Annotated in this window: 12 protein-coding genes; 9 read left to right on the top strand and 3 right to left on the bottom strand. The window is 70.3% G+C overall.

Annotated elements, in window-relative coordinates; all coding sequences use genetic code 11:
• Positions 1–5 precede the first annotated feature (5 nt).
• On the bottom strand, positions 6–776 hold the full coding sequence (locus B7K22_RS03365; RefSeq protein WP_084038346.1) for an acyltransferase: 771 nt from the start codon (positions 774–776) through the stop codon (positions 6–8).
• 103 nt (positions 777–879) lie between these two features.
• Here B7K22_RS03365 and B7K22_RS03360 point away from each other — a divergent pair, with 103 nt between their 5' ends.
• Positions 880–3528 carry a CDP-glycerol glycerophosphotransferase family protein gene (locus B7K22_RS03360; protein WP_084038345.1) on the top strand — a complete coding sequence of 883 codons (2649 nt, stop codon included), beginning with the start codon at positions 880–882 and terminating at the stop codon, positions 3526–3528.
• Positions 3529–3558: 30 nt separating this feature from the next.
• On the opposite strand, the gene B7K22_RS03355 is transcribed toward B7K22_RS03360, so the two are convergent.
• Positions 3559–5463 (bottom strand): CHAP domain-containing protein, encoded by a 1905-nt coding sequence (locus B7K22_RS03355; protein ID WP_084038344.1) that lies wholly within the window; start codon positions 5461–5463, stop codon positions 3559–3561.
• Between the two features lie 253 nt (positions 5464–5716).
• Here B7K22_RS03355 and B7K22_RS03350 point away from each other — a divergent pair, with 253 nt between their 5' ends.
• From B7K22_RS03350 to B7K22_RS03315, 8 genes are all read left to right on the top strand, one after another.
• Complete coding sequence (locus B7K22_RS03350) at positions 5717–6922, top strand: ROK family transcriptional regulator (protein ID WP_084038343.1); 1206 nt, start codon at positions 5717–5719, stop codon at positions 6920–6922.
• Between the two features lie 68 nt (positions 6923–6990).
• Positions 6991–8331, top strand: coding sequence for an extracellular solute-binding protein (locus B7K22_RS03345; RefSeq protein WP_084038342.1), 1341 nt, complete (start codon positions 6991–6993; stop codon positions 8329–8331).
• A gap of 238 nt (positions 8332–8569) precedes the next feature.
• Positions 8570–9538 carry a carbohydrate ABC transporter permease gene (locus tag B7K22_RS03340; protein WP_084038341.1) on the top strand — a complete coding sequence of 323 codons (969 nt, stop codon included), beginning with the start codon at positions 8570–8572 and terminating at the stop codon, positions 9536–9538.
• Entirely contained in the window at positions 9535–10383 is an 849-nt protein-coding gene (locus B7K22_RS03335) for a carbohydrate ABC transporter permease (protein WP_234983297.1), read from the top strand. The genes B7K22_RS03340 and B7K22_RS03335 overlap by 4 nt, the downstream gene beginning before the upstream one ends.
• Complete coding sequence (gene nagZ, locus B7K22_RS03330; protein WP_084038339.1) at positions 10380–11810, top strand: beta-N-acetylhexosaminidase; 1431 nt, start codon at positions 10380–10382, stop codon at positions 11808–11810. Before B7K22_RS03335 ends, nagZ begins: the two co-directional genes overlap by 4 nt.
• On the top strand, positions 11807–12712 hold the full coding sequence (locus B7K22_RS03325) for an ROK family protein (protein ID WP_084038338.1): 906 nt from the start codon (positions 11807–11809) through the stop codon (positions 12710–12712). The genes nagZ and B7K22_RS03325 overlap by 4 nt, the downstream gene beginning before the upstream one ends.
• On the top strand, positions 12705–13487 hold the full coding sequence (locus B7K22_RS03320) for a glucosamine-6-phosphate deaminase (RefSeq protein WP_084038337.1): 783 nt from the start codon (positions 12705–12707) through the stop codon (positions 13485–13487). Before B7K22_RS03325 ends, B7K22_RS03320 begins: the two co-directional genes overlap by 8 nt.
• A gap of 8 nt (positions 13488–13495) precedes the next feature.
• Positions 13496–14371 carry an N-acetylglucosamine-6-phosphate deacetylase gene (locus tag B7K22_RS03315; RefSeq protein WP_084038336.1) on the top strand — a complete coding sequence of 292 codons (876 nt, stop codon included), beginning with the start codon at positions 13496–13498 and terminating at the stop codon, positions 14369–14371.
• 43 nt (positions 14372–14414) lie between these two features.
• Here B7K22_RS03315 and B7K22_RS03310 read toward each other — a convergent pair whose 3' ends face one another.
• The gene (locus B7K22_RS03310; RefSeq protein ID WP_144276212.1) at positions 14415–15440 is read right to left on the bottom strand and encodes an S-layer homology domain-containing protein; all 1026 of its coding nucleotides are present in this window, start codon (positions 15438–15440) and stop codon (positions 14415–14417) included.
• Positions 15441–15668: the final 228 nt, after the last annotated feature.

Below are 15668 nucleotides of genomic sequence, written 5' to 3'. Positions count from 1 at the left end.
AGCGCTCACGTCGGCGCGCCTCCACGCGCGCGCCTGAGGCGCCGGGAGAGGCGCTGTCTCAGGCTCGGCCGCCCATGCTCCTCGCGCGTCGGGGCCCAGTACCGCTTGCTCTTCTTCACCGTGCTGGCATCGGGCTTGTAGTACGGCTTGGCGAGCGAGAGGTGCGGACGCTCCCACGCGATGTGCTTCCTGATCACCTTGGCGGGTATTCCTGCGGCGACCACGTTGTTGGGGATCGACCTCGTCACGATCGCGCGGTAGCCGATGACGCTTCCTGATCCGATGCTCGCGCCCCCGAGGAGGACCGACTCGCCCCCCAGCCACACGTGCTCGCCCACCGTGATGTCGCGCGCGACATTGACGCGCCGACCGGAGTGGACGTCGAAGATCGGATGGCCGTCGTCGGTGCGCACCTGGCAGCCGCTGGCGATCATCGTGTCGCGGCCGATCGTGATCGAAGCGCCTTCCACGGCCGACATGATGACCGTGTTGGTGGTGGTCACGTTGTCGCCGATCGTGATGCTCGCGTCCTCGCCGAGCCGCAGCCCCAGCATCAGGTCGCGGCCGTTCGTGTTCGCGCCGATGGTCAGCACCGCGTTGTTGCAGTCGAAGCGCACGGACAGCTTCTGCAGCCTCGCCTCGGGATGGACGATCAGGCTGTTGTTGCCGCCTGCGAAGAGGATCGAGATGGCGCCGTGCGCCTTGGCGCCCGCGTACTCGACGGAGTTGCCGTCGTCGTCCGAGTACGCCGCGAGCGAGGTGAGCGTTGTCCCCATGGTGCCTCCGATAGCTGCGTCACGTTGCTGACGAGGGTATGCCCCCGGGAGTCGAGCGTACGGCGGCGCGGCGGCGCGAGCCCACGCCGATAGACTCTCCGGCATGTCTCCACGCCTCACCGGTTCGCGCGATCAGGCGACCGCGATAGCCGTGGGAGTGGTCGCCTCGCCTGAGGTCGACTCGCTGCTGCGAGCGCTGGCGGCCCAGGAGAACGCTCCTCGCCTCCGCGTCGTGATCGCGGACTCGGGCGCCGACGCCCACGTGTCCGCGACGGTGCAGGCGTGGGTCCGTGCGACTGCCGTCGACGCGGTCGTGGTCCAGGCACCCACGTCCGTGATGGGCGCGCGCAACGCGATCCTGGACGCGGTGACGACCGACGAGCATCGCGGGTGGTGGGTCACCTTCCCTGAGGGGCCCGACACCTTCGCATCGGACTACCTCGCGCGGATGGCGCAGGTCCTGTCTCCGGAGTTCTGCGTCGCGTCGGCGCGCCAGCACCAGTACCGGCCCGAGACGGGGCGGGCGCGCAGGCACGTCCAGCTGGACGGACCGTTCGAGGATGGCGGCGCCGTGAAGGTGGACCTCGCGCGGTCGCCCGAGATGTTCCCCATCGTGATGAGGACCGCGTTCATCGCGCTCGACGTGATCAGCGACGCGGGCCTGCGGTTCGATCCGGAGCTCGAGCACGGCTTCGGCGACCTGGACCTGCTGTGCCGCGCGCTGCTGGCGGCGCCCTCGCCCACCGCGGTGTTCGCGGACGTCGAGTACCTGTTCACCGAGCGCGACGACGTGTCGACCGCAGGGCGTTCCTACTTCGCCCACGAGCCCAAGTTCACCACGGTGCTCGAGGTCGGGCACCTCGGACTGCTCGACGCGGCCGACGACGGGCAGGGCGTCGCGGAGTTCGTCCAGCACGCGGTCCTGTTCGACCTCGGATGGTACTTCAGGGGCGACGAGGCGCCCAGCAGTCAGATGAACGCGGAGATGCACGGTGTCGATGCGCGCTTTCACGCGTTGGTCGCCGCGATCCTCGCGCGCGTCGATCTCCACGTGCTCGAGGGACTGTCGCCTCGGCGCCTGCCGATCGATCGCTACGTGGCGTGGCGATACGGCTACTCGGCAGTGGACTGGCATGGGTCGCCGGTCCTGCTCACCGAGCTCGACTCCCGGCGTCGACTGGTGTGTCTTAGCTACCACTATGTGGGGCAGCTGCCGCGGGAGACCGTGCTGCTCGACGGCCGCGCATCGGAGCCGGTCTATGCGAAGTCGCGCGACGTGATCTACGCGGGTCGCACCTTGGCCCGCGAGCGGATCCTGTGGGTGAGCGCCGGGCCCAGGCTCGAGCTCAGCCTCGACGGGGTGCCGGTCGCGCTCGGCCGGACGCGCCCCCAGCGCGAGCACACCCGTTGGTCGCCGCACGAGCTCAAGGCGGTGCTGTCGGGCCCGCCCGCGTCGACGTCGTCGGCGTCGACGGTGACAGAGGTGGCGTCGCGATACCTGAATCTCACACGAGTCCGGTCGTGGGTCATCCGCTCCTTGGCGAAGGCGGGACCGGTGCGAGCGCGGTACGCCGGGTCCTGGGTGCTCATGGACCGCGTGGACTCCGCGCACGACAACGCCGAGCATCTCTTCAAGCACATGCGAGCGGCCGATCCCGACCGCCGCGTGTGGTTCGCGCTGGATCGCACGTCGCGCGACTATCGGCGACTCAAGCGCGAGGGCGTGGGGCACCTGCTCGCCTACGGGTCGCTGCGATGGATGCTCGTGTGCCTCAACGCCACTCACGTGGTGTCCTCGCAGGCGGGGCCGTACGTCGACAGTCCGCAGTCGCTGAGGAGCATCCAGCGACTGCGGTGGCGCTTCGTGTTCCTGCAGCACGGTGTGGTGCACACAGGTCTGCACCGGTGGCTCAACAGACGATCATTCGACCTCTTCCTCACCTCGACCTCCGACGAGTACGCGGCGATCGTGGGAGATGGCTCGCCGTATCGCTTCACCCCGCGCGAGGTCGCGTTGACGGGCATGCCCCGCTTCGACCGGCTCATGCGTCTGGCGGCGGACGTCTCCGACCGGTCTGCGATCGTGGTGGCGCCCACCTGGAGGGAGTCCCTCTTCTCGAGCGGGGCAGACGCGCGGGGGCTGCGCGACGAACGCGACGACTTCGCGGAGACGGAGTACGCATCCCAGTGGCGCGCGTTCCTCACCTCGAGCGAGCTGCGCGACGTCGCGCGGGCCTCGGGCAAACGCATCGACTTCATGCCGCACCCGAACATCAAGCCCTACCTCGACCAGTTCGGCCTTCCCGACGACGTGAACGTGCTGTCGTACGAGACGCATGACATCCAGAGGGTGCTCGCGGACGCGGCGGTGCTCGTGACGGACTACTCCTCGATCGCGTTCGACGCGGCGTTCATCGCGCGCCCTGTCGTGTACTTCCAGTTCGACCGCAGCGACGTGTTCCGGGGCTCCCACACCACGCGGCAGGGCTATTACTCGTACGACGATGACGGGTTCGGTCGCGTGGTCAAGTCCGCTGACGAGGCAGTCGCGGCCGTCCAGGAGCTGGCGGACGGCTCCTTCGAGGTGCCGGTCGAGTACCAGCGGCGGATGGACGCGGCGTTCCCCTTCAGGGATGACGGCGCGTGCCAGCGCGTGATCGACGCCGTCGCCGCGCTCGACCGTCCGGTGACGGCGCGCAGCGCCTCCGCCATCCCGCAGGCGCCGCCGCCCCGACCGAGCCCGCGCGACTGAGGGGCCAGGTCGGGGCGGCGGCGCGAGCGCCTAGCGAAGGTCTGACGGGTAGTACCACTTCCAGACGCCGCTCATGGGCCGGTAGCGCACGTAGACGCCACGGGTCGGATCCGACGAGCCCTGAGCGACGGTGTTGCCCTCGATGGTGCGGACGGTCGAGCCCGATCGCGACAGCACCATGCCGGTGTGGTACGGAGTGCCGGTGCCCCAGTCGAAGATGAGCACCGCGCCCACCCCAGGCGTCTGACGGTTCGGGTCACGCAGGACGCCACGGGACTCGAGAGTGGAGACGTACCGGGAGAAGCTCGTGGTCTTGGGGATCTCTCCCGAGTGGCCAGAGGCGTAGGCCGCCCACGCGACGAACACTGCGCACCACGCGTTCGATGCGCCCACCCACGTGTTGTACTTGTTCCGGCGCCAGCTCGGCTCCTCGTAACCGGCCTGAGAGAGCGCAGCCGCGAGGATCTCCGTCGCGTCCGTGTCGCCGTAGGCGCGGTACACCCCGCGGCTCATGGACGACCCGTTCGCGTACAGCGCTCCGTTGCTGAAGCGCTGGACGCACCCTCCCTCCGTGAGCCCGCAGCGCACGTCGTAGTGGGGCAGGCCCAGCGAGCTGTGCCAGTACCGCGTGTCGAGATAGTTGGCACCGATGCGGCCGTCGGTCTTGACGGTGATGCGCTTGCTCCCGACGCGATACTCGATCAGCGTGCCGTTCTCGTACACGCGGTAGCGAGCCGACGTGGCGCCGTAGGGGTTGCCGTGACGGTTCAGGATGCTTGCCGAGATCGAGTAGATCCCGCCGACCGGGTCGCCCATGCTGCGCGACAGCTCGGAGGCTCGAGCTTCGAGAGTCCGTGAGCCTGTCGTGCGCTGGAAGGTGATGGCCTTGCTGGCTGCGGCGAGACCACCCGGAATCGCGGGAACCACGCGGTAGCGGTAGCTCTGGCTGGGGTTCGTCTTCCACGTGACCCTGCCGCTCGACGAGCTCGTGCCTCGCGCGATGGTGCTCCACGATCCCGAGGACAGGCCCGCACGCTGGATCGCGTACGGAGTGTCGCCTGCGCCCCGGCCGTGCTTCATGATCGTGGCGTCGATGCGGATCTGCTCACGGCTGCGGAACTTCGCGGAGGGCGTCGACGTCTCGACCCACAGGGTCCTCTTCGGTGTGACCGCGACCGTGAAGTTCTTGAGCTCGGCCCAAGGAGCATAGAGGCGGTAGCTGCGCGTCGCGCCCGGCGTCCACGTCACCGTGCCCGTGCCGTTCGTGAGCTTCGCGGCGAAGCTGGACTTCCGGAGGACGCCGTCGCTCCAGTAGTAGAGAGCCATCGTGCCCGAGCGCGCTGGCGTGACCGTCACGCGGGCCTTGACGGGGCTGCCCTTCGTGACGGACGACGGTGCGGAGTAGGTGACGCGAGCGCGCACGGCGATGGAGAACGAGGACGAGGCGGCGCCGTCCGCGATCAGGCGATAGGTGCGCGACGCCCCCGGCGTCCACGACACCGAGCCGGCGCCGCCCGAGGCTCGCGCCCCGATCGAGCTGCGCACCCACGCGCCGTCGCGCTGGTACTCGACCCAGACCTGCGTGCCGTCGGGCACCGCGCCCTCGAACCGGACGCGGGCCGACTCTCCATAGGTGAGGTCTCGGGGCGCCGTGACGTCGATGGGCTGGGCCGCGACGGCGGCGGACCTGGCGGGCGCATCGTCGGGTGCGGCCGCGGGGGCGCTGGGCTTGGCGCTGGGCTCGGCGCTGGGCGTGGCGCTGGGCGCGGCGGGTTCGGCGCTGGGAGCGGTGGGCTCGATCGCGGGAGCGGAGGGCTCGACGCCGGGTTCGATGGGCTCGGCGGCGGTCGCGGACGTGGGCGTGAGGGTGAGAACCAGGACGGCCAGCGTGAGCGCTGTCGCCCGTCGGCTGGTCCCAGGAGAGAGCAGATGCACTGTCGTTGCCTCCGTCGGCTAGGCGGGTATGACCGGGCTGACGCCGCCCGGCTGCAGTGAACGTGTCTCTGCACACCGTACCTGCGCAGTCTGAGATCTGTCCCAGAGTCCGCCAGTTCGCGGCATATGCGCGGCCATCACGCGGCATGTCTCCGGCGCGGAGCGCCGCGATGGTCACGGATCGGTAACTTTCTGGGCCGAAACGTCGCCGACCTCTTGCACGACATTGGTTAGTAACCTTTACTAACTAACCATGACGACTGATGAGGCGCGTCGAACGACCGCCACGAACCGGGCGGAGCAGCCCGATCGGGCCCGGCAGGGCCGGGCGCGGGCGCACGCTGCCACGGTCCGCCCTGGCGCTCGGGTTCGCCCTGAGCACGCCCGTCGTCACAATCGCGCCCTGGTCCTGCAGGCGCTCTACCGCGGCGGCGGCATGAGCCGCGCGGACATCGCCCGTGAGGTGGGGCTGACGCGCGTCACCATCTCCGACCTGGTCGCCGATCTCATCGAGGAGCACCTCGTCGTCGAGCTTGGGATCCGCCCCGACTCGCGCCCCGGCAAGCCAGCGACGATGCTCGACATCAACCGTGACGGCTTCTCGATCATCGGCCTCGACCTCTCGCACAACGCCGTGTTCCGCGGCGTGGTGACCAACCTCGACGGCTCCGTGCTCGAGCGTGCGGAGGCGGCCGTCCACGCGGTGACCGGGCAGGCTGCGCTCGACGCCGTGTGCGACCTGCTCGACGACCTGCTCGCCCGCGCGCAGGCTCCCGTGATCGGCATCGGCATCGGCAGCCCGGGCCTCGTCGACCTCGACGGCACCGTGGTGAGCGCGCCCAACCTCGACTGGCACGACCTGCCGCTGCAGCGCACCATCGCCGAGCGCTACGACCTGCCCGTGCAGGTGGCGAACGACGCGAACATGGCCGCCGTCGGCGAGCGCTCGTTCGGCGGGGCCGGGGCCGACATGATGCTCATCCGCGTGGGCCGAGGCGTCGGCTCCGGCATCGTGGTGGGCGGCCAGCTGGTCTATGGCTCCGGCTTCGCCGCCGGCGAGATCGGGCACGTGGTGGTGGGCACGGATGGCGGCGACGAGTGCGCTTGCGGCAAGCGCGGCTGCCTCGAGACCTGGCTCGCGACCCCGCGCCTCGAGGCCCGCCTCGCGGCTGCGCCGGGAGCGCCCGAGCGCGAGGCCATCCTGCGCGAGGCAGGGGAGCGACTGGGAATCTCGCTCGGCCCCGTCGTGGGCGCGCTCAACATCGGCGAGGTCGTCCTCGCCGGTCCGCTCAACGTGCTCGGCGGTCACCTCCTCGAGGGAACCTCCGAGACGCTCCGCAGTCGAACGATGGCCGAACTCCACGGCGATCTCACGCTGCGGATGACCACGCTCGGGCGCGACATCGTCGTGCTCGGCGCCGTGGTCATGGTCCTCACCGGACAGCTGGGGGTCTCCTGACTCTCGCACCACAACGACGTGGCCCTCGGGTCACGGACGGCACACACACAACAGAAGGAAGCAGATCAATGAAGAAGATGACCAGCGGTGCGGTGGCCTTCGCGGCCGCCTCCGCCATCGTCCTCGCAGGATGCTCGTCGTCCGGAACCGACGAGGACCCCACCACCGAGCCCGAGGGCAACGGTTCGGAGGCTCCCGCAGAGGAGACCGTCGCGCAGGACATCAGCCTGTGGCTCATGGGCGCGCCTGACACTCCCGAGGCGCTGGTGACCTACCTCGAGGAGCAGTACGCGGAGGTCAACGGAGGCACTCTCACCGTCGAGGCCGTCGCCTGGGGCGACGCGCTGCCGCGCCTCACGACGGCGCTCCCGGACGCCGCGAACACGCCCGACGTGGTCGAGATCGGCAACACCTGGGCGCCCACGTTCACCTCGGTCGGCGCCTTCTCGGACCTCTCCGACGTGTACGAGGAGCTCGGCGGGGATGACCTGCTGCCCTCGTTCACGGAGGTCGGCTCGGTCGACGGCACGCCCTACGCGCTCCCGTACTACTTCGGCTCGCGCAACATGTGGGCGCGCGCCGACCTCTACGAGCAGGGCGGCGTCGAGGCGCCCACCACGCTCGCCGAGGTGACCGAGGTCCACGCCTCGCTCAAGGAGCAGGGCATCGGCGGTCTCTACCTCGGTGGCCAGGACTGGCGCAACGCCATCTCCTGGATCTTCGCCAACGGCGGTGACCTCGCCGCCAAGGATGGCGACCAGTGGGTCTCGACCCTGTCGAGCCCCGAGAGCGTCGCCGGCATCGAGCAGTGGCAGGAGATGTTCCAGACGGCGTCGGTCGCCGCGGCGAACGACACGGACGCTGACAACTACTTCATCATCAACGACGGCTCGCTGTCGGGGATCCCCGCCGCCGCCTCGATGGCTCCGTCGTGGGCCTCCTGCTGCATCGGCTTCGACACCGGCGAGACCACCGAGGAGGGCGACCCCGTCCTCGCGTGGGACGACGCCAAGAACACCGCCTACGGCCTGCCCGGAGTCGACGGTGGCCTGGCCCCCGTGTTCGCCGGAGGCTCGAACATCGGCATCTCGGCGACCTCGGCCAACCAGGAGGGTTCGCGGGACCTGCTGCGGATCATCTTCTCCGACGAGTACCAGCAGCTGCTGGGCGAGAACGGTCTGGGTCCCGCCAACGTCAACGCGAAGGACTCCTTCGTGACCGACGACTTCCGCCAGATCGCCTGGGACACCGCTCAGGTCTCGAAGCTCACCCCGGCCGCGCCCGGCTGGGCCGCCGTCGAGGGCTCCGGCCTCCTGGAGGAGTTCTTCCAGGCGGTCGCCGAGGGTGGTGACGTCGCCGCCCTCGCTGCGGAGTACGACGCACAGATCACGCCCCAGCTGAACGGCTGACACGCTTCCCGGCCCGGACGCCCCCCGCGTCCGGGCCGGGGACACCGGCTCCCACAGGAGCATCGCCGGGGTCGCCCGGCCCCACGGAACCCCGAACCGCCCGACGCGTCCCTGAGGACCCACGCGTCTCGCGCCCCGACGCGCCAGCGCATCGGCCCTCCCCCCTCCGCACGCACTGCGCGACACTGAAGGCGCAGGTCTCGTGTCGCGACATCCCCCCTGCTCGAAAGGCTCCGCCATGTCCGCACCAGCCGTCGCCCCGCCGGCGCAGGCCCAGCCCCCGCGGCTGGAGGACCCTCCCGCGCCACGCGCCCGCCGCCGGAGGACCAAGCTTCCGTACTGGCTCATCATCCCCGCGATCGTCGTCGTCGTGGTCGGCACGGGCTACCCGCTGATCTGGCAGTTCGTGACGTCCTTCCGCGAGTACGGGCTCGCGCAGCAGTTCGGCCAGCCCGCGCCGTTCGTGGGCCTGCAGAACTACAGCGAGATGCTCACGGACACGGGCTTCTGGGCCATCGTCCTCAAGTCGGTGGTGTTCTGCCTGGTGACCGCAGGCGTGTCGATGGTGCTCGGCATCGCGCTCGCCCTCGTGATGAAGAACGTGGGCAAGGCCCTCCGGCTCACGCTGCAGATCGCGATGCTGCTCGCGTGGGCGATGCCCATCGTCGCGTACATGACGGTGTGGACATGGCTGTTCGACGACCGCAACGGCGTCATCAACTATCTGCTGAGCCTGATCCCAGGCGTCGACATGATCGGCCACGACTGGCTCATCAACCCGTGGAGCTTCTTCGCCGTCGCCTCCATCATCATCATCTGGTACTCGGTGCCGTTCATCGCGTTCTCCGCGTACGCGGGCTTCACGCAGGTGAGCGACGAGGTGGTCGAGGCCGCCCAGCTCGACGGCGCCACCGGCTTCCAGATGACTCGCCGCATCATCCTCCCGATCGTCAAGCCCGTCCTGTCGATCGTGTTCCTGCTCCAGCTCATCTGGGATCTGCGCGTGTTCGCTCAGATCCAGCTGCTGCAGGACGCGGGGTCCTTCGGCTCGCAGTACGACCTGCTGGGCACCTACATCTACAAGCTCGGCACCGGCTCGCAGGACTTCGGGCTCGCCGCCACCGCGTCCATCGTCGTGATGGTGCTCACGCTGGGCCTGTCATGGGTCTACGTCCGTCAGCTCATGAAGGAGGACGAGCAGTCATGAACCTCGCCAAGAAGAGCCCCGCCGCCCGCGCCGGGTGGGCGACCATCGCGGTGATCGCGACCCTCGCCTGGGCGTTCCCGGTCTACTGGATGGTCAACTCCTCGTTCCTGCCTGGCTCGACGCTCGAGCAGCTCACCCCGACCTTCCTTCCCTTCGGCGGAAGCCTGTCCAACTTCGAGGCGGCGCTGTCGGACGGCACCTTCCTGCGCGCGCTCGGCATGTCAGCGGCGATCACGTTCCTGACGCTGATCGTCTGCATCGCCTTCGCGTTCCTCGCGGCGCTGGCCATCTCGCGGTTCCGCTTCCGCGGCCGCAAGCAGTTCGTGCTCGCGGTCCTCGTGATCCAGATGATCCCGGCAGAGGCGCTGTTCATCGCCCAGTACAAGATGATCGCCGGGTTCGGACTGCTCAACACCGTCGTGGGCGTCTCGCTGATCTACACGGCCACGGTCATCCCGTTCACGATCTGGATGCTGCGCGGGTTCGTCGCCGGCATCCCGGCGGAGCTCGAGGAGGCCGCGATGGTCGACGGCCTCAGCCGCAACCAGGCCTTCATGCGCATCACGTTCCCGCTGCTCGCTCCCGGCCTGGTCGCCTCCGGCGTCTACGCGTTCCTGCAGGCGTGGAACGAGTTCGCCGTCGCGCTGATCCTGCTGCCCGACGGCTCGAAGGCCACGCTGCCCCTGTGGCTGCGCGGCTTCCTGCAGGACAGCGCCGTCAACACCACCAACTGGGGCGAGGTCATGGCGGCCTCCACCCTGGTCGCGGTGCCGGTCATCGTGTTCTTCATGTTCGTCCAGGGCCGCATGACCCAGGGGCTCGTGGGCGGGGCGGTGAAGGGATGACGGCACTCGCCACGCTCATGCCGGGCTTCGAGGGCACGGAGCTGCCCGCCTGGGTCGAGCGGCGCCTGCGCGAGGGGATGGGCGGCGTCTGCCTGTTCGGCTCCAACGTCGAGTCACCGGCCCAGCTGAGGTCGCTGACCGATGCGATCCACGCCGCCAACCCCCACGCGATCGTGTCGATCGACGAGGAGGGCGGCGATGTGTCGCGGCTGTACCAGCGCACCGGCTCGCCGTTCCCCGGCAATGCGATCCTGGGGCGGCTCGACGACCTCGCGCTCACCCGAGAGGTGGGTGCGCAGGTCGGACGCGAGCTCGCGGCCGTGGGCGTGAACCTCACGCTCGCCCCCGACGTCGACATCAACTCGAACCTGCTCAACCCCGTGATCGGCGTGCGCTCGTTCGGGACGGACCCCGCGCTCGTGGGCCGTCATGGGGTCGCCTGGACGCAGGGCGTGCAGTCGCAGGGCGTCGCCGCCAACGCCAAGCACTTCCCTGGCCATGGCGACACCGCGCAGGACTCGCACCACGACCTGCCCGTCGTCGACGCCGACCTCGACACGCTCCGCGCCCGCGAGCTCGCGCCGTTCCAGGCGGTCATCGACGCAGGCGCGCTCACCATCATGAGCTCGCACATCATGGTGCCGGCGCTCGATCCGGACAATCCGGCCACGTTCTCGCACGCGATCCTCACGGGACTCCTGCGCGAGGAGATGAGGTTCAAGGGGCTCATCGTCTCGGACGCGCTGGACATGGCGGGCGCCTCCGGCGAGATCGGCATCCCTGCCGCCGCCGCGCGAGCGCTCGCGGCGGGCTGCGACCTGCTGTGCATCGGCACGGCCAACACCGACGAGCAGATGGGACAGATCGTCGACGCCATCGACGCCGCTGTCGCCTCTGCCGCGCTCGAGTCATCGCGGGTGGCCGATGCGGCGGCTCGGGTGCGCTCCCTCGCCTCCCGGGTGCGGGGCGCCGCGAGCGAGTGGGGCGGCGCGGAGCCGGGCGTCGTCGAGGGGCTCGACCTCGCCGCGGTGCGCGACTCGTTCTCGGTCTCTGACGCCGCGCGCGCGGCCCTCGATGCTCGCGCGCCGAGCACCCCTGTTCATTGGCTTCGATTCGAGCCCGCCCCCAACATGGCGGTGGGGGCGAGTCCCTGGGGACCGTTCGCTGCGGGCGCCGAGGCGGCCACGGTGGTCGGTCCGTCCGATGCTCTCGACGTCCAGGCCCTGCCGAGCGACGCGCTGATCCTCGCCGTGGGCAAGGACAACCACCGCCACCCATGGATCCGTGAGGCGATCGATGCGCTGCGTGCGCGCGACGTGATCACGGTGGACATGGGGTGGCCAGATTCCTCCTCGCCCTACGCCGACATCGCGACGTATGGGGCCTCGAGGCTCGCGGGCGCTGCGCTGCTGGAGATGGTCTCGTGACCGGCCAGCGCATCGGCGTCGACATCGGCGGGACCAAGGTGGACGCGGTGGTCCTCGCCGCGGACGGAGCTGTCGCTGCCCGGCACCGGGTGCCCGTGCGCAGGGGCGATGACGGCGTGATCGCCACGGCCGTGGAGGCCGTGGGGGCGGCGTGCGACATCGCCGGGATCTCGGTCGCTCAGGCCGCGAGCGTGGGCGTCGGCATCCCTGGCGCGATCAGCGGCGGGGTGGTGCGCCATGCCCTCAACCTGGGGGTCACCGAGCTCGATCTCGGTCGCGCGCTCGAGGCGCACTGGGGCAGGGCCGTCCTCGTCGAGAACGACGTCAACGCGGCGGCGGTGGGCGCCTGGCACCTGCTCGGTGACGGCAGGAAGTCGGTCGCCTATCTCAACCTCGGCACGGGACTCGCCGCGGGCATCATCCTCGATGGACGCCTGTGGCGGGGCGCGCACGGCGCTGCGGGCGAGATCGGCCACATCTCCGTCGACCCCGCGGGCCCCGTGGGGGCTGACGGGCTGCGCGGCGGCATCGAGACCTACGCGTCCGGTTCGGGGATCGCGCTCCAATGGGGGCGCGACGGCCAGACCAGCGAGGACGTCCTGACGCATGCGCGCACCGGCGACGCCGAGGCCGTCGCCATCCGCGATCGGCTGATGTTCGGTCTGGCGAGCGCCGTGCGCGTGCTGGTGCTGACGCTCGACCTCGATCACGTGATCGTGGGCGGCGGGCTGACGGGTCTCGGCCCCGAGCTCACCGACGGCGCGCGTGCCGTCATCGAGGACTGGGAGGCTTCGTCTCCGTTCCTCGCGTCGCTGCGCATGGGCGAGCGCATGAGCATCGCCCCGGCGGACGAGCCCGTGGCGGCCATCGGCGCCGCGATGCTGGAGGTGAGCGATGCCTGAGGTCCTGGTCCTCGACAGCAAGGAGGACGGCGCCGCGCTCGTCGCCGGGCACATCGCCGCGCTGGTGCGCGAGCATCCGTCGACCACGCTCGGCGTCGCGACCGGATCGACGCCCTTGCCGGTCTACTCCGCCTTGGGCGAGCACGCGAGCGGCGGCCTGGACTTCTCACGCGCATCGGCCTTCGCGCTCGACGAGTACGTGGGCCTGCCGGACGGGCATCCCGAGTCGTACCGCGCGGTGATCGATCGTGAGGTCACGCAGCGGCTCGGGATGGACCCCGAGCACGTGCACGTCCCGGACGGCTCCGCCATCGGCATCGAGACCGCGGGGGACCGCTACGAGCGGGCGCTCATCGCGCACGGTGGCGTCGACGTGCAGCTGCTCGGCATCGGCTCGACGGGCCACCTGGGCTTCAACGAGCCCGGTTCGAGCTTCGCGTCGCTCACGCGCGTCAAGACGCTCACCGAGCAGACGCGCCGCGACAACGCCCGGTTCTTCTCCTCGCTCGACGAGGTGCCCATGCATTGTGTGACGCAAGGGCTCGGCACGATCCTGCGCGCGCGGCACCTGGTGCTGCTCGCGTTCGGCGAGGGCAAGGCCGACGCGGTCGCGGCAGCCGTCGAGGGTCCCGTGTCGTCGTCGATGCCGGGCTCCGCCATCCAGCTCCATCCACACGTGACGGTCGTGCTCGACCCGGCCGCGGCGTCGGCGCTCCAGCACGGTGACTACTACCGTTGGGCGCAGGACAACAAGCCTGACTGGCAGGGCATCTAGGAGGACCGATGCGGGGGCTGACGGACATCCACTGCCACGGCGGCGGCGGGCACGCCTTCGGGTCGACGGTCGAGGCCACGCTCGGGGCGATCGACGCCCACCGGCGCGCGGGCACCCACGCCATGGTCGCGTCGCTCGTGGCGCTGCCCCTGCCGGTCCTGCGGGAGCAGCTCGCCGTGGTGCGCGAGGCGATGGCCGAGCAGCCCGCGCTGCTGGGCGCGCACCTCGAGGGGCCGTTCCTCGCGCCCGCGCGCAAGGGCGCGCACGACCCGGCCGCGCTGATCGCTCCCGGGGCGGCAGTGGTCGACGAGCTCGTGGCCGCGGGCGACGGGATCATCCGGCAGGTGACCATCGCGCCCGAGCTCCCGGGCGCCCTCGAGGCGATCGAGCGGTTCGTGGGTGCGGGCGTCGCCGTGGCGGTGGGCCACACTGAGGCCGACGCGGCGCTCGCACGCGAGGCCTTCGACCGCGGCGCGACCCTCGTGACGCACGCGTTCAACGCGATGCGGGGCGTGACCGCCCGCGAGATCGGTCCGGCGGGCGCCGCGCTCGCCGACGAACGCGTGTTCATCGAGGTGATCGCCGACGGCATCCATGTGGATCCTCAGCTGATCGCCACCATCTTTCGCGCGGCCCACGGGCGCGTGGTGCTGGTCACCGATGCGATGGCAGCCGCGGCGGCGCACGATGGCGACTACCGGCTGGGGTCGCTGGACGTCGAGGTCAGGGGCGGTCGCGCGCTCATCGCGGGAACGGACACGCTCGCAGGCTCGACGCTGACCCTGCAGCGCGCGATCGAGGTATGCGTGGAAGCGGGCGTGAGCCGCGATGCGGCGCTGGCGGCCGCCACCACGGCGCCTCGCCGCGCGCTGGGCCTGGAGTGAGCGGCAGCTCGCAGGATCGGCGGCGTGAGCCGAGCGCGCTGTGTCAGCTCTCGGCGCGCTCCAGGAAGGCCGCCGTGGCGTCGCGAGTGACCGGTGCTCTCGGCCGGAAGGTGCCGTCCGCATAGCCGGTGGTGATGCCCGAGGAGGCGAGCCAGCTGATCTCCCGCAGGAACGGCGACTCACGCGAGATGTCGTCGAACGCGGTCGCGGAGGTGTGCGACGCCGGCGGCTCGTCGTAGTAGCGGTAGAGCATCGCCGCCATCGCCTCGCGCGAGATCTCGTCCTGGGGCCTGAAGGTGCCGTCCGACCAGCCGGTGGAGAGCTCCTCCTGGGACAGCCACACGATCGGCTTGTAGAACTGCGCACTCGTGGGCACGTCCGTGAATGGCGATCTCGCCGGCAGCGAGACCCGCGGCGTGCCGGCGAGGCGGTACAGGAAGGCGGCGAAGGCGCCGCGGCTCACGTCCTCCCGGGGTCGGAAGGTGCCGTCCGCGTACCCGGTGGTGATGCCCTCGCCCGACAGCCAGTCGATCTCGTCGTAGAACTGATGGCGACGGGGGACATCGAAGAACTCCTGCGCGTAGGCGCCGAAGTTCTGCACCGCGTACGCGCAATCCGACGTGGAGTCGTATGCGTAGCCGATGCCGATGTGGGTGTAGCTCTTGTTCAGCATGTTCCTGCGGTGGCCATCGGACTTGTACCAGTTGCCCATGATGCGCTCGGCGTTGGCCTTGGCGCCGCCGTAGCCGCAGGCGAAGGCCACGTTCTCGGCGGCTGCCGACAGCCCGGTGCTCGGCATCTGCGAACTGTAGCGAGGGTTGTGCGCGAGGGTCCTGGTCGAGAGCAGACGCTGTGCCCACGCCTGGGCGACATCGTCGATCAGTCCCGCTCGCATGAGGTCCGATGCACCCGCGCCGTCGCGGTAGGCGTTGGTCTTCGCGAGGATCACTGCGGCGCCCGTCTGGGTGGCGCTGGCGCCGGCGCCGCCAGCAGGCGCGATCGCGACGGCGGCGAGGGCGCCCAGCGCCATCGCCGCGATGGCGCGACGAGCCATCCTCATGCCACCCATGTGTGCCACCGTGATCGCCACCTCTCCACGTCAGGTCCTTCGACGCGCACGCGAGCGTGCACGCTTGCCGTACGCAAGGGAGTCTGGGAAATCGCGATGCCCCGAATCAACGAAATGTGACAAACGCCTCAGCCGGGCGCGCGTCCTGACGATCCGTGGCGGGGCCCGAGGGCGCGCGTCTGCATGCGCGTGTCGACGCACATGCCGGGGTTGCGCCGTCCTCCCCAT

Source organism: Demequina sp. NBRC 110053 (assembly GCF_002090095.1).
Lineage (GTDB): Bacteria > Actinomycetota > Actinomycetes > Actinomycetales > Demequinaceae > Demequina.
This window is presented reverse-complemented; position numbering and strand designations above follow the sequence as displayed.